Source organism: Pulveribacter suum, assembly GCF_003013695.1.
GTDB classification, from domain to species: domain Bacteria; phylum Pseudomonadota; class Gammaproteobacteria; order Burkholderiales; family Burkholderiaceae_C; genus Melaminivora; species Melaminivora suum.
This window is the reverse complement of sequence record NZ_CP027792.1, coordinates 1395464-1418175: the sequence shown is the minus strand read 5'-3', so window position 1 is coordinate 1418175 and position 22712 is coordinate 1395464. Positions and strand designations below refer to the sequence as shown.

26 protein-coding genes are annotated in these 22712 nt (G+C 70.2%); 13 read left to right on the top strand and 13 right to left on the bottom strand.

All coding sequences use genetic code 11. From position 1 onward, the window contains the following. Window positions 1–118 precede the first annotated feature (118 nt). Window positions 119–1102: a MerR family transcriptional regulator gene (locus tag C7H73_RS06515; protein WP_106845915.1), complete on the top strand. Its 984-nt coding sequence runs from the start codon at window positions 119–121 to the stop codon at window positions 1100–1102. A 22-nt stretch (window positions 1103–1124) separates the two neighbouring features. Here C7H73_RS06515 and C7H73_RS06510 read toward each other — a convergent pair whose 3' ends face one another. Beyond that, the gene (locus C7H73_RS06510; RefSeq protein WP_106845914.1) at window positions 1125–2066 is read right to left on the bottom strand and encodes a LysR family transcriptional regulator; all 942 of its coding nucleotides are present in this window, start codon (window positions 2064–2066) and stop codon (window positions 1125–1127) included. 188 nt (window positions 2067–2254) lie between these two features. Between C7H73_RS06510 and C7H73_RS06505 the strand changes: the two genes are divergently transcribed. The 3 genes from C7H73_RS06505 (at window position 2255) to C7H73_RS06495 (ending at window position 4912) form a co-directional block, all read left to right on the top strand. Beyond that, entirely contained in the window at window positions 2255–3448 is a 1194-nt protein-coding gene (locus C7H73_RS06505; protein WP_106845913.1) for an acyl-CoA dehydrogenase, read from the top strand. Between the two features lie 270 nt (window positions 3449–3718). Continuing rightward, complete coding sequence (locus tag C7H73_RS06500) at window positions 3719–4249, top strand: hypothetical protein (RefSeq protein ID WP_106845912.1); 531 nt, start codon at window positions 3719–3721, stop codon at window positions 4247–4249. A gap of 24 nt (window positions 4250–4273) precedes the next feature. Next, window positions 4274–4912: a DUF4124 domain-containing protein gene (locus C7H73_RS06495; protein WP_106845911.1), complete on the top strand. Its 639-nt coding sequence runs from the start codon at window positions 4274–4276 to the stop codon at window positions 4910–4912. A 3-nt stretch (window positions 4913–4915) separates the two neighbouring features. Here the strand turns inward: C7H73_RS06495 and C7H73_RS06490 are convergent, their stop codons facing one another. Then, a complete protein-coding gene (locus tag C7H73_RS06490; RefSeq protein WP_106845910.1) occupies window positions 4916–5845 on the bottom strand; it encodes an NAD-dependent epimerase/dehydratase family protein in 930 nt (309 codons plus the stop codon). Window positions 5846–5890: 45 nt separating this feature from the next. On the opposite strand from C7H73_RS06490, the gene C7H73_RS06485 reads away from it, so the two are divergent. Further along, complete coding sequence (locus tag C7H73_RS06485) at window positions 5891–6952, top strand: CDP-6-deoxy-delta-3,4-glucoseen reductase (RefSeq protein ID WP_106845909.1); 1062 nt, start codon at window positions 5891–5893, stop codon at window positions 6950–6952. A gap of 21 nt (window positions 6953–6973) precedes the next feature. Here the strand turns inward: C7H73_RS06485 and C7H73_RS06480 are convergent, their stop codons facing one another. Then, entirely contained in the window at window positions 6974–7330 is a 357-nt protein-coding gene (locus C7H73_RS06480; RefSeq protein ID WP_106845908.1) for a four-helix bundle copper-binding protein, read from the bottom strand. Between the two features lie 152 nt (window positions 7331–7482). Between C7H73_RS06480 and C7H73_RS06475 the strand changes: the two genes are divergently transcribed. Next, on the top strand, window positions 7483–8457 hold the full coding sequence (locus tag C7H73_RS06475; RefSeq protein ID WP_106845907.1) for a Bug family tripartite tricarboxylate transporter substrate binding protein: 975 nt from the start codon (window positions 7483–7485) through the stop codon (window positions 8455–8457). A gap of 103 nt (window positions 8458–8560) precedes the next feature. On the opposite strand, the gene folK is transcribed toward C7H73_RS06475, so the two are convergent. From folK to hda, 4 genes are read right to left on the bottom strand one after another with little or no spacing between them, the layout of a single operon-like run. Next, on the bottom strand, window positions 8561–9061 hold the full coding sequence (gene folK, locus C7H73_RS06470; RefSeq protein WP_106845906.1) for a 2-amino-4-hydroxy-6-hydroxymethyldihydropteridine diphosphokinase: 501 nt from the start codon (window positions 9059–9061) through the stop codon (window positions 8561–8563). Beyond that, a complete protein-coding gene (gene pcnB / locus C7H73_RS06465) occupies window positions 9058–10683 on the bottom strand; it encodes a polynucleotide adenylyltransferase PcnB (RefSeq protein WP_106845905.1) in 1626 nt (541 codons plus the stop codon). Before pcnB ends, folK begins: the two co-directional genes overlap by 4 nt. Continuing rightward, window positions 10680–11390, bottom strand: a complete 711-nt coding sequence (locus tag C7H73_RS06460) for a histidinol-phosphatase (protein ID WP_106845904.1) — start codon at window positions 11388–11390, stop codon at window positions 10680–10682. The genes pcnB and C7H73_RS06460 overlap by 4 nt, the downstream gene beginning before the upstream one ends. Before the next feature lie 36 nt (window positions 11391–11426). Beyond that, window positions 11427–12119 (bottom strand): DnaA regulatory inactivator Hda, encoded by a 693-nt coding sequence (gene hda, locus C7H73_RS06455; RefSeq protein ID WP_106845903.1) that lies wholly within the window; start codon window positions 12117–12119, stop codon window positions 11427–11429. A gap of 198 nt (window positions 12120–12317) precedes the next feature. Here hda and purM point away from each other — a divergent pair, with 198 nt between their 5' ends. The 3 genes from purM (at window position 12318) to C7H73_RS06440 (ending at window position 15147) form a co-directional block, all read left to right on the top strand. After that, window positions 12318–13400: a phosphoribosylformylglycinamidine cyclo-ligase gene (gene purM / locus C7H73_RS06450; protein WP_106845902.1), complete on the top strand. Its 1083-nt coding sequence runs from the start codon at window positions 12318–12320 to the stop codon at window positions 13398–13400. A 27-nt stretch (window positions 13401–13427) separates the two neighbouring features. Next, window positions 13428–14549, top strand: coding sequence for an AI-2E family transporter (locus tag C7H73_RS06445; RefSeq protein WP_106845901.1), 1122 nt, complete (start codon window positions 13428–13430; stop codon window positions 14547–14549). Between the two features lie 205 nt (window positions 14550–14754). Further along, window positions 14755–15147, top strand: coding sequence for a universal stress protein (locus C7H73_RS06440; RefSeq protein ID WP_106845900.1), 393 nt, complete (start codon window positions 14755–14757; stop codon window positions 15145–15147). Between the two features lie 26 nt (window positions 15148–15173). Here the strand turns inward: C7H73_RS06440 and C7H73_RS06435 are convergent, their stop codons facing one another. Both C7H73_RS06435 and murJ read right to left on the bottom strand, forming a co-directional pair. Next, complete coding sequence (locus C7H73_RS06435; protein ID WP_106845899.1) at window positions 15174–16022, bottom strand: SirB1 family protein; 849 nt, start codon at window positions 16020–16022, stop codon at window positions 15174–15176. A 12-nt stretch (window positions 16023–16034) separates the two neighbouring features. Beyond that, window positions 16035–17600: a murein biosynthesis integral membrane protein MurJ gene (gene murJ, locus C7H73_RS06430; RefSeq protein WP_106845898.1), complete on the bottom strand. Its 1566-nt coding sequence runs from the start codon at window positions 17598–17600 to the stop codon at window positions 16035–16037. 106 nt (window positions 17601–17706) lie between these two features. Between murJ and rpsT the strand changes: the two genes are divergently transcribed. Continuing rightward, the gene (rpsT, locus tag C7H73_RS06425) at window positions 17707–18009 is read left to right on the top strand and encodes a 30S ribosomal protein S20 (protein WP_106845897.1); all 303 of its coding nucleotides are present in this window, start codon (window positions 17707–17709) and stop codon (window positions 18007–18009) included. Window positions 18010–18161: 152 nt separating this feature from the next. On the opposite strand, the gene C7H73_RS06420 is transcribed toward rpsT, so the two are convergent. Then, on the bottom strand, window positions 18162–18488 hold the full coding sequence (locus C7H73_RS06420) for a DUF3579 domain-containing protein (RefSeq protein WP_106845896.1): 327 nt from the start codon (window positions 18486–18488) through the stop codon (window positions 18162–18164). 234 nt (window positions 18489–18722) lie between these two features. On the opposite strand from C7H73_RS06420, the gene C7H73_RS06415 reads away from it, so the two are divergent. Together C7H73_RS06415 and argF are read left to right on the top strand one after the other, a co-directional pair. Continuing rightward, window positions 18723–19940: an aspartate aminotransferase family protein gene (locus C7H73_RS06415; RefSeq protein WP_106845895.1), complete on the top strand. Its 1218-nt coding sequence runs from the start codon at window positions 18723–18725 to the stop codon at window positions 19938–19940. 11 nt (window positions 19941–19951) lie between these two features. Further along, window positions 19952–20872 carry an ornithine carbamoyltransferase gene (argF, locus tag C7H73_RS06410; protein WP_106847559.1) on the top strand — a complete coding sequence of 307 codons (921 nt, stop codon included), beginning with the start codon at window positions 19952–19954 and terminating at the stop codon, window positions 20870–20872. 238 nt (window positions 20873–21110) lie between these two features. On the opposite strand, the gene C7H73_RS06405 is transcribed toward argF, so the two are convergent. Then, the gene (locus C7H73_RS06405) at window positions 21111–21680 is read right to left on the bottom strand and encodes a DUF488 domain-containing protein (protein ID WP_106845894.1); all 570 of its coding nucleotides are present in this window, start codon (window positions 21678–21680) and stop codon (window positions 21111–21113) included. Beyond that, on the bottom strand, window positions 21677–21889 hold the full coding sequence (locus C7H73_RS06400) for a hypervirulence associated TUDOR domain-containing protein (protein ID WP_106845893.1): 213 nt from the start codon (window positions 21887–21889) through the stop codon (window positions 21677–21679). The genes C7H73_RS06405 and C7H73_RS06400 overlap by 4 nt, the downstream gene beginning before the upstream one ends. A 193-nt stretch (window positions 21890–22082) precedes the next feature. Between C7H73_RS06400 and C7H73_RS06395 the strand changes: the two genes are divergently transcribed. Continuing rightward, window positions 22083–22439 carry a YkgJ family cysteine cluster protein gene (locus tag C7H73_RS06395; protein ID WP_106845892.1) on the top strand — a complete coding sequence of 119 codons (357 nt, stop codon included), beginning with the start codon at window positions 22083–22085 and terminating at the stop codon, window positions 22437–22439. Window positions 22440–22515: 76 nt separating this feature from the next. On the opposite strand, the gene C7H73_RS06390 is transcribed toward C7H73_RS06395, so the two are convergent. Beyond that, window positions 22516–22710: a hypothetical protein gene (locus C7H73_RS06390; RefSeq protein ID WP_106845891.1), complete on the bottom strand. Its 195-nt coding sequence runs from the start codon at window positions 22708–22710 to the stop codon at window positions 22516–22518. Window positions 22711–22712: the final 2 nt, after the last annotated feature.

Sequence of the window (22712 nt, the reverse complement as noted above, 5' to 3'; positions counted from 1 at the left end):
GTAGTGGACACATCCCATTTTGTCCTAGACAATTTTAAAAACATCTTGCCATGATTGCTTCCATCCATCCCCTTGCCATTCCCTCCACGGGCGCGTGCCGCCGCCGAAGGACGCATCCATGAGCGCACTGCTGGGCAACCCGGCCGCAGCCACCCTGCCCATTGCCGAAGTGGAGCGGGAAACGGGGCTGGGCAAGGACGTGTTGCGTGTGTGGGAGAAGCGCTACGGCTTTCCCGCACCTCTGCGCGACGGCAGCGGTGACCGGCGCTACCCGACTGAGCAGGTCAGGCGGCTCAAGCTGATCCGCCGGCTGCTGGACGCCGGCCTTCGCCCCGGCAAGGTGGTGCAGCTGGAAGAAAGCGCCTTGGACGCCCTGCTTTCCCGCCCGACGCCGGCCCGGCCGTTACTAAGTTTGTCCAGGACATCTCAGCTGACCACGCCCCCCTGCCCGGCCATCGGCGCTTTGCTGGACACCATCGCCTCGCACGACCCGCAGGCGCTGCGCCACGCTCTTGGCCAGGCACAGGCGCGCATGGGCCTGGCGGCTTTTGTCGGCGCTCTGGTGGCGCCCCTGGCGCATGCCGTGGGCGACGCCTGGGCCCAGGGCCGTTTCGAGATCTTCGAAGAACACCTGTTCACCGAGGTCGTCACCGGCGTGTTGCGCCAGGCGATCGCCACGCTTCCCCCGCCCGCCGGTTCCGCTGGGCCCCGCGTGCTGCTGACAACGCTGCCGCAAGAGCTGCATGGGCTGGGCCTGCTGATGGTCGAGGCAGTGCTGGCGCTGGAAGGATGCAGCTGCATATCGCTGGGCACGCAGACGCCTGCAGGCGACATCGTGCAGGCCGCCCGTGCCCACCGCGCGGATGTGGTGGCGCTCAGCTTCACCAACGCGGCGGCAGGCACGCAGGTGCTGTCCGGCATGCGGGAACTGCGCGAACGCCTGCCCGGCGATGTGGCACTGTGGGTGGGCGGCGGGTGCCTGGCCCTCTACCGGCGGCCGCTGGAAGGGGTCACCGCATTGCGCGAGCTCTCCGGCCTGCCCGCGCTGGTGGCGCAGTGGCGCAGCGACTGCCGGGGCGTTGCTGGCGCAGCGGCTCGATGAGCCGCCCGCACGCCGGCGCGCTTCAGGCCGGGGCCGGGGTGCCAGCGGCTGCCGTGTGCGCCAGCCACTGCGCGAACCGCGCCAGCGCGCCGTGCGGTGCAGGCTCGGGCCACACCAGGTAGTAGCCGCGCGCCTGGCGCAGCGGCCGCGCGCACGCGATCACCAACGCGCCCCGCGCAAGCTCCTCCTCGATGAGCAGCGGCGGGATGAGCGCCACCCCCAGGCCCTGGCTGGCCGCTGCCGCGAGCATCGAAAACAGCTCGTAGCGCGGCCCCTGCAATGCATGCGCCGCCGGCACGCCGGCCGCCTCGAACCACTCCTGCCAGCCTTGCGGGCGCGTGCTCTGCTGCAGCAGCGGCAGCTGCGCCACGGCCTGCGCAGAGACGGGCTGCCAGGCGCGACCGGGCCCGCGCCGCGCTGCGCGTGCCAGCAACGCCGGGCTGCACACGGGGACGATGTCCTCGTGCAGCAGCCACTGCGCCTGCACCCCCGGCCACTGCACTATCTGCCCGGGCGTTGCGGCCAGCAGCGCGGCGTCGTAGGCGGTTTCGGCGAACAGGAAGGGGCGCGTGCGCACGTCGATGTGCACAGTGATGTCGGGGTGCTCGCGGGCCAGCAGCGGCAGGCGGGGCACAAGCCAGCGTGTGGCGAACGTCGGCACCGCCGCGAGACAGATGCTGGCCCCTGCGCCGGACTGCGCCATCACGTCCAGCGTGCCCTGGCGCAAGGCCAGGAGCCAGCGCGCGACCTGGCGTGCGTACTGCTGGCCCGACTCGGTCAGCGCCACGCCATGGCGCGTGCGGTGAAACAGCACTACGCCCAACAGCGACTCCAGCGCACCGATCTGGCGCGACACGGCGCCCTGCGTGAGCGCGAGCTCCTGCGCCGCGCGGGTGTAGCTCTGGTGGCGCGCCGCGGCCTCGAAACAGGCCAGCGCCTGGGTGGAAGGCAGCGGTGGTGGCATTGAACACTCTCTGTGAGCAAGGCTGCGATTGTAGGAAGGCGCACCCCCAGATATGCAAACCGCTCATATATGGGTGAGCGCAAATGGTTTGCCGGCGTTGGCCGCGGCCTCTACGATGGCGGGTACAGGCGTGCGCCGTGGCGTACGCCCTTCCCTCTCCTGTCTGCCTTCTACCCAGGACTTCGACCATGACCATGCGCTTCCAGTGGGATGACCCCCTGCAGTTCGACCAGCAACTCACCGAGGACGAGCGCGCCATCCGCGACGCCGCCGCCGCCTATTGCCAGGACCGCCTGGCGCCGCGCGTGCTGGACATGTTCCGCCATGAAAAGACCGACTTGACCATCTTCCGCGAGATGGGCGAGCTGGGCCTGTTGGGCCCGACCATTTCCCCCGAGTACGGCGGCGCCGGGCTGAACTACGTCAGCTACGGGCTGGTGGCGCGCGAGATCGAGCGCGTGGACTCGGGCTACCGCTCCATGGCCAGCGTGCAGTCTTCGCTGGTCATGGTGCCGATCAACGAGTTCGGCACCGAAGCGCAGAAGCAAAAGTACCTGCCCAAGCTGGCCAGCGGCGAGTTCATCGGCTGCTTCGGCCTGACCGAGCCCGACCATGGATCCGACCCCGGCAGCATGGCCACCCGCGCGCGCAAGGTCGATGGCGGCTACCGGCTCTCGGGCGCCAAGATGTGGATCACCAACAGCCCCGTGGCCGACGTGTTCGTCGTCTGGGCCAAGGAGGTGAGCGAGGGCGGCAGCGTCGGCCCCATCCGCGGCTTCATCCTGGACAAGGGCATGCAGGGCCTGTCGGCCCCGGCGATCCACGGCAAGGTGGGGCTGCGCGCCTCCATCACCGGCGAGATCGTCATGGACGATGTGTTCGTGCCCGAGGACAACGCCTTCCCCGAGGTGCAGGGCTTGAAAGGCCCTTTCACCTGCCTGAACAGCGCTCGCTTCGGCATCGCCTGGGGCGCCATGGGCGCGGCCGAGTTCTGCTGGCATACCGCGCGCCAGTACACGCTGGACCGCCAGCAGTTCGGCCGGCCGCTGGCCGCCAACCAGCTGGTGCAAAAGAAGCTGGCCGACATGCAGACCGAGATCGCCCTGGGACTGCAGGCCGCGCTGCGCGTGGGCCGCATCAAGGACGAGGGCCACAACGTGATCGAGGCCACCTCGCTCATCAAGCGCAACAACTGCGGCAAGGCGCTGGACATTGCCCGCCTGGCACGCGACATGATGGGCGGCAACGGCATCAGCGACGAGTTCGGCGTGGCGCGCCACCTGGTCAACCTGGAGGTGGTCAACACCTACGAGGGCACGCACGACGTGCACGCGCTGATTCTGGGCCGGGCGCAGACGGGCATCGCCGCGTTCGCCAACTGAGCGCCGCGCCCGCCACGGGCGCTATCAAACAAGTAGCTGCCAGCGCTTGCTGCAGGCGGGTTCTTATGCATTTTTTGGCTGGAACCCGCTTGCAGCAAGCGCTGGCAGCTCTTTTTTCCATAGCAATCACTGCGCAGCACCGCCTCAGACACATTTGCCGACAATCGTGAAGTCACGGCAAAGACTGACGAAGCCGGCTGCCGGCGGTCAACCAAAATGGCCGGCGGCGCGTCTGCCAGAGAGGGCCTCGTTGGCCCCAGGAGTACCCCCATGCAGCAATTCCTACAGAAAAACATCGCCCGCCTGGGCCTGGCGCTGGGCGCCGCCGTGCTGGCCACCGGCTGCGTGGCGATTCCTGGCGATCCCTACTACGACGCCGGCTACAGCGGCGGCTACGGCGGCCCCGCCTACTACCCCACCACCTCCGCCGTGACGGTGTACGAGCAGCCCGGCGTGATCTACACCGCCCCGCCGCCCGGCTGGCGCGCCGAGGCCTGGCGCGAGCACCAGTGGCGCGAGTCGCGCGAGCGTGATCGCCAGCGCGAACTGCAGCGCAACGAGCGCGAGCGCCGCGACTGGGAGCGCCAGCGCGAGGCCGAGCGGCGCGACATGGACCGCCGCCGCGATGCCCAGCAGCGCGACATCGAGCGCCAGCGCGAGGCCCAGCGGCGCGAAGCCGAACGCCGGCGCGAGGCCGATCGCGAGCAGGCCCACCGCCCGCCGCGCGACCACCGCTCCGGCCGCAGCCTGGAAGACGCGCTGCGCGACGACGCCGTGCGCCGCCAGCAGTGGCCGCGCTAACGCCCTGACACTCGCCGCCCCGCCATGACCATCAAGTCCTGCGCCCTTTTGCTGGCCATGGCCGCCTGCCTGGCCGGCCCCGCCGCCGCCCAGGTCGTGCGCTGCACCGACCCGGCCACCGGCAAGACCACCTACACCGACGGCGAATGCCGCCGCGGCGAGGCGGCGCGCGAGGTCGAGGGCAGAAAGACAGCCGAGGAGCGGGAGCAAGAACGCGAGCAGGCCGCCGAGGCCCTGGCGCGCAAGCACGAGCGCCAGCAGCACGAAGCCCTGCTGCGCCCGCCCCCGGCTGCTCCTGCCCCGCGCACCGCTGCTGCCCCCGACCCGGCCAGCAGCGCCGCCTGCCTGCAGGCGCGCCAGCACCTGCAGCAGGAGCTGGCCGCCAGCGGCCGCGGCATGTACGACGAGCAGCAACGCCTGGATGCCGCGCGCCGCCAGGCCGACCTGGCCTGCCTGACGCCCGCCGAGTTTGCCCGCGCCGACAGCGAGCGCAGCCGCGCCCAGGCCGCCGCGCCCGCCTACTACCCCTCGCCCGTGGTGATCGTGCCCGCCAGGCCGCACCGCCCGCCGCCTGTCCACCCGCCCGTTGCGCCGCCGCGCGAGATCACGCAGTGCAACGTGTTTCGCTGCTACGACCGGCAGGGCAACATCTACCCGCGCTGAGCGCTAGGGCGCCAGCCCGTCGCGCACCGTGGGGTAGCGCAGGCGCAGGCGCAGCTCACGCGCCAGCCGATCGCCCCGCAGCCGGCGCGACTCCGACATGAAGCTCAGCTGCAGCGGCCCCAGCAGCTGCCCGGCCTGCTCGCGCGTCACGCGCGGCGGGCGCGGCAGGCCATACAGGTCGGCCGCCAGGTCGAAGTAGTCGCCCATCTTCAGCTCGCTGGCGTCGCTGGCGTGGTAGGCACGCTGCGCCGCCCCGCGCCACAGCGCCGCCACGCAGGCGCGCGCCAGGTCGTCGGCGTGGATGTGGTTGGTGTACACGTCGTCGCGTGCGCACAGCACGGGCGCGCCGCGCAGCAACCGCTCGCGCGGCGTGCCGCCCTCGCGGTCGTTGGCGTAGATGCCGGGCACGCGCAGGATGGACACGCGCACGCCCGCGCGGCCCAGGTGGCGCATGGCCCGCTCGGCGTTCACGCGGCGCCGGGCGCGCGCCGTGGCCGGGCGCAGCGGGCGGGTTTCGGCCACCCACTGCCCGGCGCAGTCGCCATACACCCCGCTGGTGGAGGCATACACCAGCGCCTGCGGCAGCGTGCGCCGGCGCAGCGCCCGCGCCAGGGCGGTGCTGCGCGGGTCCAGCCAGGCCGGCGTGGCGCTGCCCGGCGGGGGCGCCAGGTGCACCACGCGCGTGGCCAGGCCGGCCAGCCGTGCCAGCGTGGCAGGCCGGTCCAGGTCGCCCAGCAGGGGCGTGATGCCGGCAGCGCGCAGCGCGCCGGTGCGCTCGGGGCTGGAAGTCAGCGCCAGCACCCGGCGCCGCCCGGCTGCTGCGTCCAGGGCCCGCGCCACGCGCAGGCCCACGTCGCCGCAGCCCACGATCAGCACGCGCTGACGGCGAAAGCGCGCCGGCAGCGCGCCCAGGGGATTGAGGTTGGAGGGCAAAATTGAAGGCTTTCGAGTGAACAAGACCAAGGATAGCGACCAGCCATGACGACGACCGCCGACGAATCCGCCTTCCAGATCACCGTGCAGCCCAGCGGCCGCAGTTTTGCCGCGCCCGCGGGCCAGAGCATCTTGTCGGCGGCCATCTCCAGCGGCGTGGGCCTGCCCTATGGCTGCAAGGACGGCGCCTGCGGCTCGTGCAAGTGCAAGAAGCTCAGCGGCTCCGTGACGCACGGTGCGCACCAGCAAAAGGCCCTGAGCGATGCGGAAGAGGCCGCCGGCTTCATCCTCACCTGCTGCGCCCAGGCGCAGACGGACGTGGTGATCGAGTCACGCCAGGTGACCGACGAGAGCAGCTACCCCATCCGCAAGTTGCCGGTGCGCGTGGCGGCGCTCCACCCACTGGCGCACGACGTGATGCAGCTGCGCCTGCAACTGCCGGCGGCCGACACCTTCCGCTACCACGCAGGGCAGTACATCGAGTTCATCCTCAAGGACGGCGCGCGCCGCGCGTACTCCATGGCCTGCGCGCCGCACACGCAGCAGGCCGGCGCGCCGGCGGTGGAGCTGCACATCCGCCACATGGCCGGCGGGCGCTTCACCGACCATGTCTTCGGCGCCATGAAGGAAAAGGAGATCCTGCGCGTGGAAGGGCCGTTTGGCAGCTTCTTCCTGCGCGAGGACTCGGACAAGCCCATGGTCTTCGTCGCCTCGGGCACGGGCTTTGCGCCCATCAAGGCGCTCATCGAGCACCTGCAGCACAAGGGCCTGACGCGCCCGGCCGTTCTGTACTGGGGCGGGCGCCGCCCGCGCGACTTGTACATGGACGCCTGGGTGCGCGAACGCCTGGCCGAGCTGCCGCAGCTCAGCTACGTGCCCGTGGTCTCGGACGCGCTGCCCGAGGACGGTTGGACGGGCCGCACCGGCTTCGTGCACCAGGCGGTGCTGGACGACTTTGCCGACCTGTCGGGCCACCAGGTCTATGCCTGCGGCGCGCCGGTGGTGGTGGACGCGGCGCGCAGCAGCTACAGCGCCCAGCGCGGCCTGCCGCCCGAGGAGTTCTACGCCGACGCGTTCACGTCCGAGGCGGACAAGCACGGCGCCTGAGGCGCGGGTGCGGCAACCGCATCAGGCCGCCGCCATCTCGCGGCACAGGCGCGCGCAGCGCTCGCAGGCCTGGGCGCAGTCCTGGCAGTGCTGCATCGGGTGCGACTTGCACTCCTGCGCGCAGGCCTCGCAGATGCGTGCGCACAGCTCGCAGATGTAGCCCACGTGGCTGCTCTCGCGCGCCATGGCGGCGGCCGCCAGGCGGCAGGCGGCGGCGCAGTCCATGTCCAGCTGGATGCAGCGTGCCATGTGCGCGGGATCGGGTTCGCGCAGGCAGGCGGCGCTACAGAAGTCGCAGGCGGCTGCGCAGGCGTTGCAGGCGTCAATGCAGTCGGCGTAGCGCGACTCGGCGAGGGCGGCGGGAGCGTCGTGGGCCATGGGGTGTCCTTGGGGTGGAGGAAGACGTGTGAAGGGAAACCGTCGAGCCGCCCATCGTGCGGCGCTCCCGGCCCGGCGATGTAGGACGCTGCTGCGAACCTGGCACCCCTGCGTCAGCATGCCGTTGCAACTTTTTGCACAATACGCGCCCTATGAACCGCAGAAACCTCTTTCTTCTCTCGATCGCAGCCGCCGCGGCCGCTGCCTCGCCCGCCCTGCATGCCCAGTCCTCCAGCCCCATCCGGCTGGTGGTGCCCTACGCGCCCGGCGGCCCGCTGGACGTGACGGCCCGCGCCCTGGCCGAGCGCGTGCGCGACACGCTGGGCGTGGTCGTGATCGACAACAAGGCCGGCGCCGGCGGCAATATCGGTGCCGACGTGGTGGCCAAGGCCGCACCGGACGGGCTGACCATCGGCCTGGCCGCCACGGCCACGCATGCCGTGAACCCCTGGCTGTACAGCCGCATGCCCTACGACGCGGCCAAGGACTTCGCCGGCATCACGCAGATGGTGCGCGTGCCCAACGTGCTGGTGGTGAACGCCGCCCGCGCCCAGCAGCTGAAGATCAACACCGTGGCTGACCTGGTGGCCTATGCCAAGGCCAACCCCGCCAAGTTGAACTACGGCAGCGGCGGCAACGGCAGCGCGGGCCACCTGGCCGGCGAGATGTTCAAGCAAAAGGCCGGCATCTACGCCCTGCACATCCCCTACCGCGGCGCCAGCCCGGCGCAGCTGGCGCTGCTGGCCGGCGAGGTGGACTTCAACATCGACAACCTGGCGGCTGCGGCGCCCAACATCCGCTCGGGCAAGCTCAAGGCGCTGGCCGTGACGTCCGAGAAGGAAAGCCCGATGCTGCCCGGCGTGCCGCCGCTGTCCAACACCTACGCCGGCTTTGCCATCGACACGTGGTGGGGCCTGGTGGCCCCTGCGGGCACCCCCAAGCCGGTGCTGGCCAAGCTGAACAAGGCCTTCGTGGACGCGCTGAAGGCACCGGAGACCAAAACCCGCTTCGAGGCGCTGCTGGCCGAGCCCGTGTCCAGCACGCCCGAGCAGTTCGACGCCTTCATGGCCGCCGAGCGCGCCAAGTACCAGCAGGTCGTGAAGGCCTCCGGCGCCAAGGTGGACTGATAAAAACCATAGCTGCTGGCGCTTGGCTGGCGCGGCTTTGCGGATCGTTTGACCTGCAAAGTGGGCCGGAGCAAGCGCTGACAGCTATGATTTCAGGAGTACTTCAAGGCTTGTCTTGCAGCCACTCCGACGCATGTGCCACGCGTTCGATGCGCTGGTGCGATACGGCCGCCAACTGGGCGGCCGTTGTTTTTTCCGGCGCCAGCTCGGCCAGCGGCAGCAGCACGAAAGCGCGCTCGGCCATGCGCGGGTGGGGCACGGTGAGCAGCGGCGTGCCGTGGCGCTCGTCGCCGTACAGCAGCACGTCCAGGTCCAGCGTGCGCGGGGCGTTCAGATAGGGGCGCTGGCGGCCGGCCTCCAGCTCGATCTGCTGCAGCGCCTGCAACAGCTGCGGCGCTGGCAGCGTGGTCTGCACGCTGGCCACGGCGTTCAGATAATCCGGCCCGTCGGCACCCACGGGCGCGCTGCGGTACAGCGACGAGACCTGCAGCACGCGCGTGCCGGGCAGCCCGGCCATGCGCTGCAGGGCGTGGCGCAGCGCGGCGCGTGCATCGCCCAGATTGGCCCCCAGGCCGATCCAGGCCTGCACGCCGGCGCAGCTCACTCGGCGGCGCCTTCGCCGCTGCCGCCTTCGCCGCTGCCGCCTTCGCCGCTGCCGGCACTCTTGCGCCGGCGGCGGCGGCGCTTCTTGGCCGGGCCGTCGCCCTCGGCCGGGGCGGCGCCGTGCTGCTCGTGCGCGGCGACGTCCACGTCGCCCTCCCCCTCGCCGTCCGCCTGGGCTGCAGCGGGCACGCGGCGGGCGGGCGGCGCGGCCTTCTTTGGCTGGCTGCGCTGCTGCTGGCGCATTTCCTCGCGCACCTGGGCCAGCATGTCGTGGCGGCGCGCGTCGTCGGTGAGGGAGAACTCCTGCCACCACTCCACCAGCCCGTCGCCCACCTCCTCCACCTCGGCGCGCAGGCGCAGGAAGTCAAAGCCGGCGCGAAAGCGGATGTGCGACACCATGCCGAACGGCGTGTTGCCGGTGCGCCGGTCAAAGCGCGGCTGCATGACCCAGATCTCGCGCATGTCCGCGGCCAGCTTGCCGCGCCCGGACACGTCGCCGATGCGCTGCTCGAACACGGCGTCGATGGCTTCTTGCAGCGCGGGGAAGGCGTGCTCGCCCGCCGCCAGGCGCTGCTTCCAGCCGGCTTGCACGTCCTGCCACAGCACGCAGGCCAGCAAAAAGCTGGGCGCCACGGCCTTGCCTTCGGCCACGCGGCGGTCGGTGTCTTGCAGCGCAGCGTGCACCAGCGGCACCTCGGCGCGCTCGACCACCACGTCCAGCAGTGGGTAGATGCCGCGCGCCAGACCCAGCTTCTTCAGCTGCTCGACGGTGGCCAGCGCGTGGCCGGTCTGCAGCAACTTGAGCATTTCGTCGAACAGGCGGCTTTGCGGCACGTCCTGCAGCAGGTGCTCGCTGGCCACCAGCGGCTTGGCCGTGCGCGGCTCCAGGCCGAAGCCCAGGTGGCTGAGCTTGGCCGCGAAGCGCACGGCGCGGATGATGCGCACCGGGTCTTCGCGGTAGCGCGCGGCCGGGTCGCCGATCATGCGCAGCACGCGCTTTTGCGCGTCCTGGATGCCCTTGTGGTAGTCCACCACGACCTGCGTCTCGGGGTCGTAGTACATGGCGTTGACGGTGAAGTCGCGCCGCGCGGCGTCTTCCTCCTGCGGGCCCCAGACGTTGTCGCGCAGCACGCGGCCGCTGGCGTCCACGGCGTGCTGCATGCCGGCCAGCTGGGCCTTGCTGGTCTTCTCGTTGCCCTTGACCTGCTCGGCGGCGGTGTTGTCCAGGTAGGCGCGGAAGGTGGAGACCTCGATCACCTCGTTCTCGCGCCCGCGGCCATACACCACGTGCACGATGCGAAAGCGCTTGCCGATGATGAACGCGCGCCGGAACAGCGCCTTGACCTGCTCGGGCGTGGCGTTGGTGGCCACATCGAAGTCCTTGGGTTTCAGGCCCAGCAGCAGGTCGCGCACGGCGCCGCCGACGATGTAGGCCTCGTGCCCCGCCTCCTGCAGCGTGCGCACCACGTCGTAGGCACGGCGGTCCACCAGCTGCGGGTCGATGCCATGCACGCTGGCGGGCACTTCCTCGCGCTTGCCGAAGCGGTTCTTGGCGGCCGGCGCGCGGGCGCCCGCGGCGCCGTCCTTCTTGCCCAGCAGCTTGTCGATGAAGGTCTTGATCATGGTGTGGGAGTGGGGGCGAAAAGGTCCAGGATGCGCCAGCCGCGCTCGGCGGCCAGCGCGCGCAGGCGGGCGTCGGGGTTGGTGGCGACGGGGTGGTCCACGCGCTCCAGCAGGGGCACGTCGTTCATGGAGTCGCTGTAGAAGGTGCTCTGCACGTCGGCCCAGCCCTGGCCGCGCGCGGCCAGCCACTCCTGCATGCGCTGCACCTTGCCTTCGCGCATGGAGGGCGTGCCGCGGATGGCGCCGGTGTACCAGCCGTGTGCGCCGCCGCGCTCCAGCTCGACGGCCAGCAGGTGCTGCACGCCCAGCGCCTGGGCGATGGGGCGGGTCACGAACTCGTTGGTGGCAGTGATGATGACCACCTCGTCGCCGGCATCGCGGTGGCTTTGCAGCAGCGCCAGCGCCTCGGCGCGGATGGCCGGGGCGATCACCTCGCGCATGAACTGCGCGTGCGCGGCCTGGGCGGCGGCCTCGCCGCGCTCGCACACGGCCTGGGTGGCAAAGCGCACGTAGTCGTGCACGTCCAGCCGCCCGGCCACGTAGTCGTCGTAGAAGGCCTGGTTGCGCCGGCCGAACTCGGTGCGGTCGCACCAGCCTAGGCGGATGGTGAACTCGCCCCACTCGTAGTCCGAGTCGAGCGGCAGCAGCGTGTGGTCCAGGTCGAACAGGGCCAGGCGCGGGCGCTGCGGTGGGGTGTCAGGTGGCATGGAAGAAGGCAAAAACGCAAAGGTCGGGCCGCGGGCTCACTCGCCCTGCAGCATGGTCTTGAGCAGCGGGATGGTGACGGCGCGCTGGGTGCGCAGCGCGTAGCCGTCCAGCCGGTCCAGCAGCTGCGACAGGCTGCCCAGGTCGCGCGAGAAGTGGCTGAGCATGTAATCCACCACATCGTCCGTCAGCACCAGGCCGCGCTCGTGCGCCTGGCGGCGCAGCACGGCGCGGCGGCCGTCCTCGGCCAGCGGCTGCAGCTGAAACACGTGGCCCCAGGCCAGGCGCGTGCGCAGGTCGTCGCGCAGCGGCAGGTCGGCCGGGGGCATCTCGCCGCAGGCGAGCACCCAGCGCGGCGAGCCCACGGCCGGGTCGATGGCGTTGATGAACCAATTGAAGGCCGCGGCCTGCTGCGCTTCGCTGTAGCGGTGCACGTCATGCAGCAGCACGGCGCTCCAGCGGTCGTCAAAGGCGGTGGGCCAGCGCATGGACGGGTCCAGCCAGCCGGCGCGCGCGCCCTGGGCACGCAGCCCCTCGTACACCGCGCGCAGCAGGTGCGACTTGCCGGTGCCGGCCTCGCCCCACAGGTAGGTGGGCACGGGCGAGCGCGGCGCACCGGCCTCGCCCACGGCCAGGCGCAGGTGCTGCAGCGCCTGGGCATTGCTGCCGGCATGGAAATTCTCCAGCGTCGGGCCACTGGCCAGGCCAATGTCCAGCGCAAGCTGCTTCATCGTCATTGAAACGCGCAGGGCAAGTGCGTGCGTGTGAGGTGGTGGTGCATGGCGCGCTCAGGGGCGGTGGGCCGTGCCGCACGGCGGTGCCCCCGGGGGCACGCGGGGCGTGGCCGGCGGCAAGGTGTAACCGGGGGATTTTAAGCCCCCTTAAAATCTGCCGTTTGCGGCCCGCGCCGCGCCGCTGCACCCCGCAGGATTTCCTCTTTTGCCCCCATGAGCACCACCACTTCCACCCCCATCTCCTACAAGGACGCCGGCGTTGACATCGACGCGGGCGACGCGCTGGTCGAGCGCATCAAGCCGCTGGCCAAGAAGACGCTGCGCGAAGGCGTGATGGCGGGCATCGGCGGCTTTGGCGCACTGTTTGAGGTGCCCAAGCGCTACGCCGAGCCGGTGCTGGTCTCCGGCACCGACGGCGTGGGCACCAAGCTCAAGCTGGCCTTCGAGTGGAACATGCACGACACCGTGGGCATCGACCTGGTGGCCATGAGCGTGAACGACGTGCTGGTGCAGGGCGCCGAGCCGCTGTTCTTTCTGGACTATTTCGCCTGCGGCAGGCTGGATGTGGACACGGCAGCCGCCGTGGTGGGCGGCATTGCCCGCGGCTGCGAGCTGTCGGGCTGCGCGCTGATCGGCGGCGAGACGGCCGAGATGCCGGGCATGTACCCCGAAGGCGAGTACGACCTGGCCGGCTTTGCCGTGGGCGTGGTCGAAAAGGCCAAGATTCTCAATGGCGCGGCCGTGCAGGCCGGCGACGTGGTGCTGGGCCTGGCGTCCAGCGGCGTGCATTCCAACGGCTTTTCGCTGGTGCGCAAGTGCATCGAGCGCGCCGCAGGCAGCCTGCCCGAGACGCTGGACGGCAAGCCCTTTCGCGAAGCCGTCATGGCGCCCACGCGCCTGTACGTCAAAAGCGTGCTGGCCGCCCTGGCTGCCCATCCGCACGGCGAGAACGGCAGCGCAGGCATCAAGGCGCTGGCCCACATCACCGGCGGCGGCCTGCTGGAGAACATCCCGCGGGTGCTGCCCCAGGGACTGGCCGCGCACCTGCAGGCCGGCAGCTGGCCGCAAAGCCAGCTGTTCGCCTGGCTGCAGCAGACGGCCGGCATCGACGACATCGAGATGAACCGCACCTTCAACAACGGCATCGGCATGGTGCTGGTGGTGGCCGCTTCGGCGGCCGACGCCGTGCGCGCCGCGCTGGCCGCCCAGGGCGAGACGGTGCACGTCATCGGGCGCATCGCCGAGCGCGGCGACGGCCCGGCCGTGGCCGTGGCCTGACCCCGTAACCGCGCGTCTTCCGCCTATATGACCGACGGGCCACGCCCGCCCAGCGACCCGGCCCCAGGAGGGCTGGTGGCGCTGGATGACACCCCCACGCCGCCGGCCTACCGCGAGCGGCCTTCTGCCAGCGCCGGCAGCCACCCGCGCAAGCCGCCCTCACGCGGCGTGCAGATCGCTAGCTACCTGCTGATGGCCGCCACGCTGCTGCTGGTGATGCTGCACGGCATGCTGCCGGGGCTGCTGACGGTGTGCCTGGGCTTCCTGCTCACGCGCTGGCTGGCGGCGCGGCTGATCTGGATGCGCCGCGGCAGCTACGCCGGCAGCCTGGCAGCCGCGCTGGTCATGCTGTCGCCGCTGCTGCTGCTGGTGCTGGCGCTGTCGCATTCGCGCAGCTACTTTCTGGCCGCGCCGGCGCAATACCGCGAGCTGCTGGACTTTCTGGCCCGCACGGTGCTGGAGCTGCGCCTGAAGCTGCCGCCGGACATCGCCGCGCAGCTGCCCGAGGGCGCCGCCGAGATCCAGCGCGCGCTTGCCGCCTATCTGGGCGCCAAGGCCGGCACGCTGGCGCTGGCCGGGCGCGTGTGGCTTGCCGGCGTGCTGTATGCCTACGTGGGCCTGCTGATCGGCGCGCTGGCCGCCGTGCGCGCGCGCGGCCGGGCCCACGGCCCGCTGGCGCAGGAGCTGACGCTGCGCGTGGCGCGCATGGGCGACGCCTTTCGCCAGATCGTTGCCGCGCAGTTCTGGATCGCCTCGTTCAACACCCTGCTCACGGCCATCTTCCTGCTGGCGGTGCTGCCGCTGTGGGATTTGCGGCTGCCCTACACGCCGGCGCTGATCACGCTCACTTTCCTGGCCGGGCTGGTGCCCATCGTGGGCAACCTGCTGTGCAACGCAGTGATCACGCTGGTGGGCCTGTCGGTGTCGCCGGCGGCGGCCGTGGCCTGCCTGGGCTTTCTGATCCTGATCCACAAGGCCGAGTACGTGATCAACGCCAAGGTGGTGGGCCAGCGCACGCACATGGGCGTATGGGAGCTGCTGTCGGTGATGTTCGTGGCCGAGGCGGTGTTCGGCCCGGCCGGGCTGGTGGCGGCGCCACTGTTCTATGCCTACCTCAAGAAGGAGCTGCAGGCCGCGCGGCTGGTCTGAAGCTGCTCCTGTAAGGATAGCTGCTCGCGCTTGTCCCGCGCGGCCTACAGGCGTTTTCCCTATCAATCGACTGTACCGCGCCGCCTGTAACGGCTGCGCCACGCGCGTGCTCGCCAAGGGCCTGCCGTTGGGCTATCCTGCCTGCGGGGCGCAGGGCGCCCGCCGCTTTTTCCTTCACTCGTACACAGATACCGGAGACTTCTGCATGACCATTCTTGTCGCCTACGTTGCCCGCCCCGAAGGCCAAGCCGCGCTGGACAAGGCCATTGAAATCGCCACCCGGCGCAACGAACGCCTGGTGGTCGTCAACGCCGGCCCCGGCGGGCGCGGCGAGGACCCCAGCATCGTCAACGGCTATGAGGTCGAGCGCGTGGAAGAGCGCCTGGCCAAGCTGCCGATCGAGGCGGAGTTCAAGCAGTTCGTGCGCGGCAAGAGCGCGATTGACGAAATCGACGAGATGGTGGCCCAGCTGCAGGTGTCGGTGCTGGTGATCGGCCTGCGCAAGCGCTCGCCCGTGGGCAAGCTGCTGATGGGCAGCATGGCGCAGGAGATCCTGCTGACCGTGGACTGCCCGGTGCTGGCCGTCAAGGCGACCTGAGCGGGCGCCCTCTTCCCTGTTTCAGCTTAACGCCCGCGCAGCGCGCGTACCAGCTCGGCCACGGCGCCGGTGTCTGCCGCGCCGCGGGCGTTGTCCAGATAGGCCTGCAGGTCCTGCATGGCCTGCTCCGAATGGCCCAGCTCGGCGTGCGCCAGGCCGCGGTCGCGCCGCTCGCTCCAGGCTTCAGGCAGCAGCAGCACCAGGCGCTCCTGCACGGCCAGCAGCCGCGCGCCGTCGCCGCCGGCGCGGTGGATCTCGCGCAGGTTGCGCAGCATGCGCACCAAAATGTCCCGTGCCGAGGCCGGCTGCAAGTACAGCGCCAGCGGCGGCTCCTCGCCCTGCAGGCCCTGCTGCTCGCGCAGGGGCAGCAGGCGCTCGACCAGCGCCTCCTGCGACAGCGACTCGCCGGTGAGCGGGTCCAGCACCACCTGGCCGCCCGGCACCCGCACCTTGACCAGGAAATGCCCGGGGAAGGACACCCCGGCGGCCTTCAGGCCCACGCCCTGGGCCAGCTCCAGCCACAGCACGGCCAGCGAGACGGGAATGCCGCGGCGCGTGCGCAGCACGGCATGCAGATAGCTGTTGTCGGGCGCGTAGTAGTCGTTGGGGTTGCCGGCAAAGCCCAGCTCGCCATAAAAGAAATGGTTGAGCAAGCGCAGGCGCTGCAGCTCGCCGGCATCGGCCGCCAGGCGCCGGGCCAGGCGGGCCTGCAGCGCATCCACGTCGGCCAGCACCTGCTGTACATCCAGCTGCGGATGCTCGTCCTGCGCCAGGCAGGCCGCCGCTTCGAGCAGGGCCGGGGGCTGGCCGTCCTCCAGCGAGACCAGGGCCGCAAAGTACTGCAGCGGCGTGGGGGCGGAATAGTCAAGCGGCATGGCGTTTGTCCGTCATCGGCGCAGCAGCTGGCGCAGCTTCACGCCCGAGGCGGCGAGCGCGCCGAAATAGATCAGCGCCGAGGCCACCAGCAGCAGCGCCAGCAGCCCGGCGCGCTGCAGGCCCTGCGCCTGCAGCGCCAGCCAGTCGAAGTGGCCGGCAGCCCACCACAAAAAAGCGGCCAGCAGTGCGCTGGCGACTGCCACCTGCAGGCCCAGCCGCGCCCAGCCCGCGCGCGGCACGAAGCTGCCGCGGTGCAGCAGCCCGGCCAGCAGCCAGCCCGCATTGATCAGTGCCCCCAGCCCGATGGACAGCGCCAGGCCGGCGTGTGCCAGCCACGGCACGAACAGCACGTTCATGACCTGCGTGGCGATCAGCACCACGATGGCAATGCGCACCGGCGTGCGGATGTCCTGGCTGGCGTAGTAGCCCGGTGCCAGCACCTTGATGGCCACCAGGCCCAGCAGCCCCGCCCCGTAGCCGGCCAGCGCCACGGTGATCTGGCGCACGTCGTTGGCGCCCAGAGCGCCGTGGTGAAACAGCGTGGCCACCAGCGGCAGCCCGAACAGCAGCAGCCCCACGGCGCAGGGCACGGCCAGCAGCACCACGATGCGCAGCCCCCAGTCCAGCATCAGGCTGTAGCGCTCGCTGTCGCCCGCGGCGCGCGCGGCGGCCAGCTGGGGGGTCAGCACCACGCCCAGCGCCACGCCCAGCAGCGAGGTGGGGAACTCCATCAGCCGGTCGGCATAGAACAGCCAGGTGACGCTGCCCGGCGTCAGGTACGAGGCGATCTGCGTGTTGATCATCAGCGACAGCTGCGCCACGCCCACGCCCAGCACCGCCGGCGCCATCAGCGCCAGGATGCGGCGCACGCCCGGGTCGGCCCAGGCGGCGCGCACGCGCCCCCAGGTCACGCCGATGCGCGGCAGCAGCCCCAGGCGGGCCAGCGCCGGCACCTGCACGGCCAGCTGCAGCGCGCCGCCGGCCATCACCCCGCCCACCATGGCGTAGATGGGCTCGATGCCGCGCGCGGCCAGCTGCGGCGCGCCCGCCCAGGCGGCGGCGATCATCGAGACATTGAGCAGCACGGGCGTGGCGGCGGGCACGGCGAAGCGCCTCCAGGTGTTGAGCACACCGGCAGACAGTGCCACCAGCGACATGAAGCCGATGTAGGGAAACATCCAGCGCGTCATGAACACCGCTGCGTCAAAGCCCTCGCCGCTTTGGCGCAGCCCGCTGGCCAGCAGCCACACCAGCACCGGCGCGCCCCACATGCCCAGCAGGCAGGTGGCCACCAGCACCCAGAACAGCGCCGTGGCCACCGCGTCGATCAGGCTGCGCGTGGCCTGGTCGCCGTGCTGCGCCCGGTGCCCGGCCAGCACCGGCACGAAGGCCTGGCTGAAGGCGCCCTCGGCGAAGAGGCGGCGAAACAGGTTGGGGATGCGGAAGGCGACGTTGAAGGCGTCGGTCAGTGCGGTGGCGCCAAAGATGGACGCCATGAGCAGGTCGCGCACCAGGCCCGTCACGCGCGAAGCCAGGGTCAGCAGCGAAACGGTGGAAGCAGCTTTGAACAGGGACACCTGGCGAAGTGTATGCGGCGGCCGCCGCGCGCCTGCAAAAAAGGCTGCTGCGCTATAATGGCGGGCTTTGCTGGCAACATCCACAGACACTTAAGGAATACATATCATGGCATCTGCCAAGCCCAAGAAGAAGAACCCCCGCCTGGCCTCCGGCCGCAAGCGCGCCCGCCAGGGCGTCAAGCTGAACGCAGCCAACACCTCGCTGCGCTCCAAGTACCGCACCGCGGTGAAGAACGTCGAGAAGGCCGTGCTGGCCGGCGACAAGACCAAGGCGACCGAGTTGTTCGCCAAGGCCCAGTCCGTGCTCGACACCATTGCCGACAAGGGCATCTTCCACAAGAACAAGGCCGCTCGCGACAAGAGCCGCCTGTCCGCCAAGGTCAAGGCCCTGGCCACCGCCGCCGCCTGACGCTTTCAGGCAAACAGCCCGGGCGGCCCGCCGCCCGCCGTTTGTAACGGGTGCGCTGCCAGCAAAAAACGAGAAAACCGCCTTCGGGCGGTTTTTTTGTGCCTGTGCCCCAGACAGGCAGCGCAGGAAAGGCAGGGGAAGGAACGGAGGCCCTAGCCCTTGGCGTCGGGCAGCAGGCAGGCCTCGACAACCTGCAACTCGTTGTCGCGGGCGAAATTCATGACGAAATCCCAGGCCATGGGTTCGTGCTGCTGCAGCGCTGCATTCACCACCACGCACTTGACCCCGCCCAACGTGGTCGGGATGCACCAGGGCGAATAGCCCAGGTGCGCGCCCGGAGTGAGCCGCGCGCCCCCCGGACGGAACTGGCTCATGACGCCGGCCAGGCGTTCAGCCCAGTCACTGGGTCGAAAGGTCCTGCCCTGCTGGGTGATGCCTTGTATGAAGACTTCCTGGGAAGAAGAAAGGGGAGCAACCATCGGTAGGGGGTCGGGACAGGGTGCAAGGCGTTGTGCGCCGCAGCCCGCCATTCTAACTCTTATACAAGACTGCCCCCTGGGGGCTCGGGCGCCCGCCCGGCCGCGCATGGCTGTGATGCGCAATCGTCAACGCCGCACCCGGTGGGCGGCCCCTAGAATCAGCCTTCGTTTTCGCCGGCACCGCACGCTGCAGGGGCCGGCAGTTGATACCCGCTTCAGCCAGGAGATTCCCGCATGACCGCATTTGCCCAGGCCGCCTCGCCCCACGTGATGAACACCTACGCCCGCCTGCCGATCGCGCTGGAGCGAGGCCAGGGCGTGCGCGTGTGGGACGCGCGCGGCAAGCAGTACCTGGACGCCCTGGGCGGCATCGCCGTGAACACGCTGGGGCACAACCACCCCAAGCTGGTGCCCGCGCTGCAGGAGCAGATCGCCAAGATCATCCACACCTCCAACTACTACCACGTGCCGCTGCAGGAAGAGCTCGCGCGCCTGCTGGTCGAGCGCTCGGGCCTGACCAACGTGTTCTTCTGCAACTCGGGCCTGGAGGCCAACGAGGCGGCGCTGAAGCTGGCGCGCAAGTACGGCCACGACCGCGGCATCGAGCGCCCGCAGATCGTGGTGTATGACAAGGCCTTCCACGGCCGCTCGATCGCCACGCTGTCGGCCACGGGCAACCCCAAGGTGCAGGCCGGCTTCGGCCCGCTGGTGGAGGGTTTCATCCGCGTGCCCATGAACGACATCGCGGCCATCCGCGCCGCCACCGAGGGCAACTCCGACGTGGTCGCCGTGTTCTTCGAAACCATCCAGGGCGAAGGCGGCGTGAACCCCATGCGCGCGGACTACCTGCGCGAACTGCGCGCCTTGTGCGACGAGCGCGGCTGGCTGATGATGATCGACGAGGTGCAGTGCGGCATGGGCCGCACCGGCCAATGGTTCGCGCACCAGTGGGCCGGCATCCTGCCGGACGTGATGCCGCTGGCCAAGGGCCTGGGCTCGGGCGTGCCGATCGGCGCCGTGGTCGCCGGCCCCAAGGCCGCCAGCATCTTCGGGCCGGGCAACCACGGCACGACGTTTGGCGGCAACCCGCTGGCCATGCGCGCTGGCGTCGAGACCATCCGCATCATGGAAGAAGACAACCTGCTGGCCAACGCCGCGGAGGTTGGCGAGCACCTGAAGGCCGCGCTGGCCCGGGCCTTCACGGGCCTGGATGGCGTGCTGGAAGTACGCGGCCAGGGCCTGATGCTGGGCGTGGAGCTGGCCCGGCCCTGCGGCGTGCTGGTGCAGCGCGCGGCGGATGCGGGCCTGCTGATCTCGGTGACGGCCGACCGCGTGATCCGCCTGGTGCCGTCGCTCATCCTCACGCGCGCGGAGGCCGACGAGATCGTGGCGCTGCTGGCGCCGCTGGTGCGCGACTTCCTGGCCGAAGAGGCAGCGGGGGCGGCAGCATGAGCGCGAACACCATGAAGCACTACCTGCAGTTCAGCGACTTCAGCGCGGGCGAATACCACTACCTGTTCGAGCGCGCCGCCGCCATCAAGGCCAAGTTCAAGGGCTACGAGAAATACCACCCTTTGAGCGACCGCACGCTGGCCATGATCTTCGAAAAAGCCAGCACCCGCACCCGCGTGAGCTTCGAGGCCGGCATGTACCAGCTGGGCGGCTCCGTGGTGCACCTGACCACCGAGGGCAGCCAGCTGGGCCGCGCCGAGCCCATCGAGGACTCGGCCAAGGTCATCAGCCGCATGGTGGACCTGGTGATGATCCGCACCTTCGAGCAGACGAAGATCGAGGCCTTCGCCGCCAACTCGCGCGTGCCGGTCATCAACGGCCTGACCAACGAGTTCCACCCCTGCCAGATCCTGGCCGACATCTTCACCTTCATCGAGCAGCGCGGCTCCATTGCCGGCAAGACGGTGGCCTGGGTGGGCGACGGCAACAACATGGCCAACACCTGGCTGCAGGCGGCCGAGCTGCTGGACTTTCGCGTGCACGTGAGTACGCCGCGCGGCTATGAAATCGATGAGAAATTGGCCGTTGGGCCGCGTGGGACAAGCGCTGGCAGCTATCAATTTTTCAGCGACCCGATGGATGCCTGCCGCGGCGCCGACCTGGTCACCACCGACGTGTGGACCAGCATGGGCTTCGAGGCCGAAAACGAAGAGCGCCGCCGCGCCTTTGCCGACTGGTGCGTGGACGAAGACATGATGGCCCTGGCCCAGCCGGACGCCCTGTTCATGCACTGCCTGCCCGCCCACCGCGGCGAGGAAGTGACGGCCGAAGTGATCGACGGCCCGCAATCGGTCGTCTGGGACGAGGCAGAAAACCGGATGCATGTGCAAAAGGCACTCATGGAGTACCTTTTGCTGGGCCGGGTGGCTTGAAAAGCCAGCCGGTCGGCGCGTAGCGTGCAGACGGTTTGGGCGCAGCCAGAATCGGATGCATGTGCAAAAGGCACTCATGGAGTACCTTTTGCTCGGCCGGGTGACTTGAGGTTCTTGCCCCTTCTCCCCTGCGGGGGAGAGGGCTGTGGTGGCGGCAAATTCGAGCGCAGCGCCCGCACCGGCCGTCACCCTCACCCCAACCCTCTCCCGCCAGCGGGAGAGGGAGCGGCGGGCCCTGCTAGCAGCAGCTGTCTGGCGGGTCCTCGGGCAGCGCGGGGTAGCGCACCACCCCGCCCTCATCCACCACCGCCCCCGGTGTCATTTTCACGGGCTCGATGCGCCCGGCGGCCATGATGTGGAACACCGCCTCGCCGCGCGCCACCAGCCAGTCGGCCACGATGCGGCGGTGGCAGCGCCACCACACGGCTTCTGAGCACATGAAGGCCACCCGCTCCCGCCTGCCCAGCGCGGTCAGCTCGGCCAGGCCCTCGCTGAACGGGGGTGTGAGGGCGTAGTCGGCGTAGCGGTGAAAGCTGGCGTTGTCCCAGAAGCCGTTGACCTCGCGCGCCACGCCGTCCACCTTGCCGCGCAGGCCGCCCAGGCGCGCCAGGTGCTCATAGCCGATGTCATGCGGGGCCAGCGCCGCGGGCATGGCGTCTTCGTTGAACTGCGGATTGGTGCGCGAGCGCGGGATCTTGCGAATGTCCACCACCCGCTGCACCTCGGCCTGGGCCAGCAGCTGCAAAAATTCCTCCAGGCTGCGGTTGGAGTGGCCGATGGTGAAGAACGGCAAAGGCGGCGCGCTCATGACGCCTTGTGCAGCGCGCTGCCCTTGTGCGCGGCGACGTGGTCGGTCTTGTCGCTCTTGATCTCGTACTGCGGCTCGTCCTCGCTGGCGCGGTGGGTATGGCCTTGCCAGTCAAAATCGCGGATGTGGACTTTCGTGATGGTGCCCGAGACGTGGCCCGCCTCGGAGTTCCAGCGCACGTGGTCGCCCACCTTGAATTTCTGCGTCATCTCTTTCACTCCTTGTCCGCCGTGTTGCCGCCAGCCAGCCCCGCGCCCTGCCTGAACGCCTACCAGCACGATCTGGTGCATCCGCCGCACCGCACGCTCCGACACGCCTGAAACGCTGCCCGGGCCCGCGGCGCGCCTTGCTGCGCGCCGCCCTCCCCTTTTTCGCTTCCGTGTTTTCCTGGAGTCTCTCGCCATGTCCGAGACCGTGCATCCGTGCCTGACCTGTGGCGCCTGCTGCCACCACTATCGCGTGGAGTTTTCCGTCTATGAGCTGGCCAGCATGGGGGGCAGCGTACCGGACGCGCTGGCCCACGAGGTCAGCGGAAACCGCTGGCGCATGAACGGCACGGCCGCGCGTCCCGTGCGCTGCGCGGCGCTCACCGGGCTGTGCGGCCAGGAGTCGATTTGCAGCATCTACGAAGCCCGGCCCGGCGCCTGCCGACAGTTCGAGATGGCCAGCGAGCGCTGCGACCAGGCGCGTGCGGCGCACGACCTGCCGCCCGTGCAGTGGCCGGTGCCGGTGCCGGACGCGCTGCCGCTGGCGGCGTAGAGAATTTTTACGTCAAAAAGGCCTCCAGCGCCCTTCCATCAAGCGCTGGCAGCTCCTCTTTCCATAGCAACGCCACCTATTCGCGGCGCGCCTTGCCGCAGCCGCCGCAGCTGCTGCACCCGCCGCCGCTGCCGCAGCCGCCCGGCCCTGCTCCTAAGCGCGGATGCACGCGCGCCAGGCGCTGGCGCAGCGCGGCGGGCAGCCAGCGCCAGGCCATGTAGGCCAGCGCGGCGATGACGATCAGCCCCACGATCAGCTGTTGCAGCCACATGG

Coding starts and splice junctions, on each gene's coding strand:
- C7H73_RS06445 (WP_106845901.1), top strand. CDS start 13,428: ATGACCGACGGGCCACGCCCGCCCAGCGACCCGGCCCCAGGAGGGCTG.
- C7H73_RS06420 (WP_106845896.1), bottom strand. CDS start 18,488: ATGGTTGCTCCCCTTTCTTCTTCCCAGGAAGTCTTCATACAAGGCATC.
- rpsT (WP_106845897.1), top strand. CDS start 17,707: ATGGCATCTGCCAAGCCCAAGAAGAAGAACCCCCGCCTGGCCTCCGGC.
- pcnB (WP_106845905.1), bottom strand. CDS start 10,683: ATGATCAAGACCTTCATCGACAAGCTGCTGGGCAAGAAGGACGGCGCC.
- C7H73_RS06475 (WP_106845907.1), top strand. CDS start 7,483: ATGAACCGCAGAAACCTCTTTCTTCTCTCGATCGCAGCCGCCGCGGCC.
- C7H73_RS06415 (WP_106845895.1), top strand. CDS start 18,723: ATGACCGCATTTGCCCAGGCCGCCTCGCCCCACGTGATGAACACCTAC.
- argF (WP_106847559.1), top strand. CDS start 19,952: ATGAAGCACTACCTGCAGTTCAGCGACTTCAGCGCGGGCGAATACCAC.
- C7H73_RS06515 (WP_106845915.1), top strand. CDS start 119: ATGAGCGCACTGCTGGGCAACCCGGCCGCAGCCACCCTGCCCATTGCC.
- C7H73_RS06485 (WP_106845909.1), top strand. CDS start 5,891: ATGACGACGACCGCCGACGAATCCGCCTTCCAGATCACCGTGCAGCCC.
- hda (WP_106845903.1), bottom strand. CDS start 12,119: ATGAAGCAGCTTGCGCTGGACATTGGCCTGGCCAGTGGCCCGACGCTG.
- C7H73_RS06400 (WP_106845893.1), bottom strand. CDS start 21,889: ATGACGCAGAAATTCAAGGTGGGCGACCACGTGCGCTGGAACTCCGAG.
- C7H73_RS06390 (WP_106845891.1), bottom strand. CDS start 22,710: ATGTGGCTGCAACAGCTGATCGTGGGGCTGATCGTCATCGCCGCGCTG.
- C7H73_RS06495 (WP_106845911.1), top strand. CDS start 4,274: ATGACCATCAAGTCCTGCGCCCTTTTGCTGGCCATGGCCGCCTGCCTG.
- C7H73_RS06460 (WP_106845904.1), bottom strand. CDS start 11,390: ATGCCACCTGACACCCCACCGCAGCGCCCGCGCCTGGCCCTGTTCGAC.
- C7H73_RS06510 (WP_106845914.1), bottom strand. CDS start 2,066: ATGCCACCACCGCTGCCTTCCACCCAGGCGCTGGCCTGTTTCGAGGCC.
- C7H73_RS06440 (WP_106845900.1), top strand. CDS start 14,755: ATGACCATTCTTGTCGCCTACGTTGCCCGCCCCGAAGGCCAAGCCGCG.
- C7H73_RS06500 (WP_106845912.1), top strand. CDS start 3,719: ATGCAGCAATTCCTACAGAAAAACATCGCCCGCCTGGGCCTGGCGCTG.
- C7H73_RS06405 (WP_106845894.1), bottom strand. CDS start 21,680: ATGAGCGCGCCGCCTTTGCCGTTCTTCACCATCGGCCACTCCAACCGC.
- C7H73_RS06395 (WP_106845892.1), top strand. CDS start 22,083: ATGTCCGAGACCGTGCATCCGTGCCTGACCTGTGGCGCCTGCTGCCAC.
- C7H73_RS06480 (WP_106845908.1), bottom strand. CDS start 7,330: ATGGCCCACGACGCTCCCGCCGCCCTCGCCGAGTCGCGCTACGCCGAC.
- C7H73_RS06435 (WP_106845899.1), bottom strand. CDS start 16,022: ATGCCGCTTGACTATTCCGCCCCCACGCCGCTGCAGTACTTTGCGGCC.
- C7H73_RS06505 (WP_106845913.1), top strand. CDS start 2,255: ATGACCATGCGCTTCCAGTGGGATGACCCCCTGCAGTTCGACCAGCAA.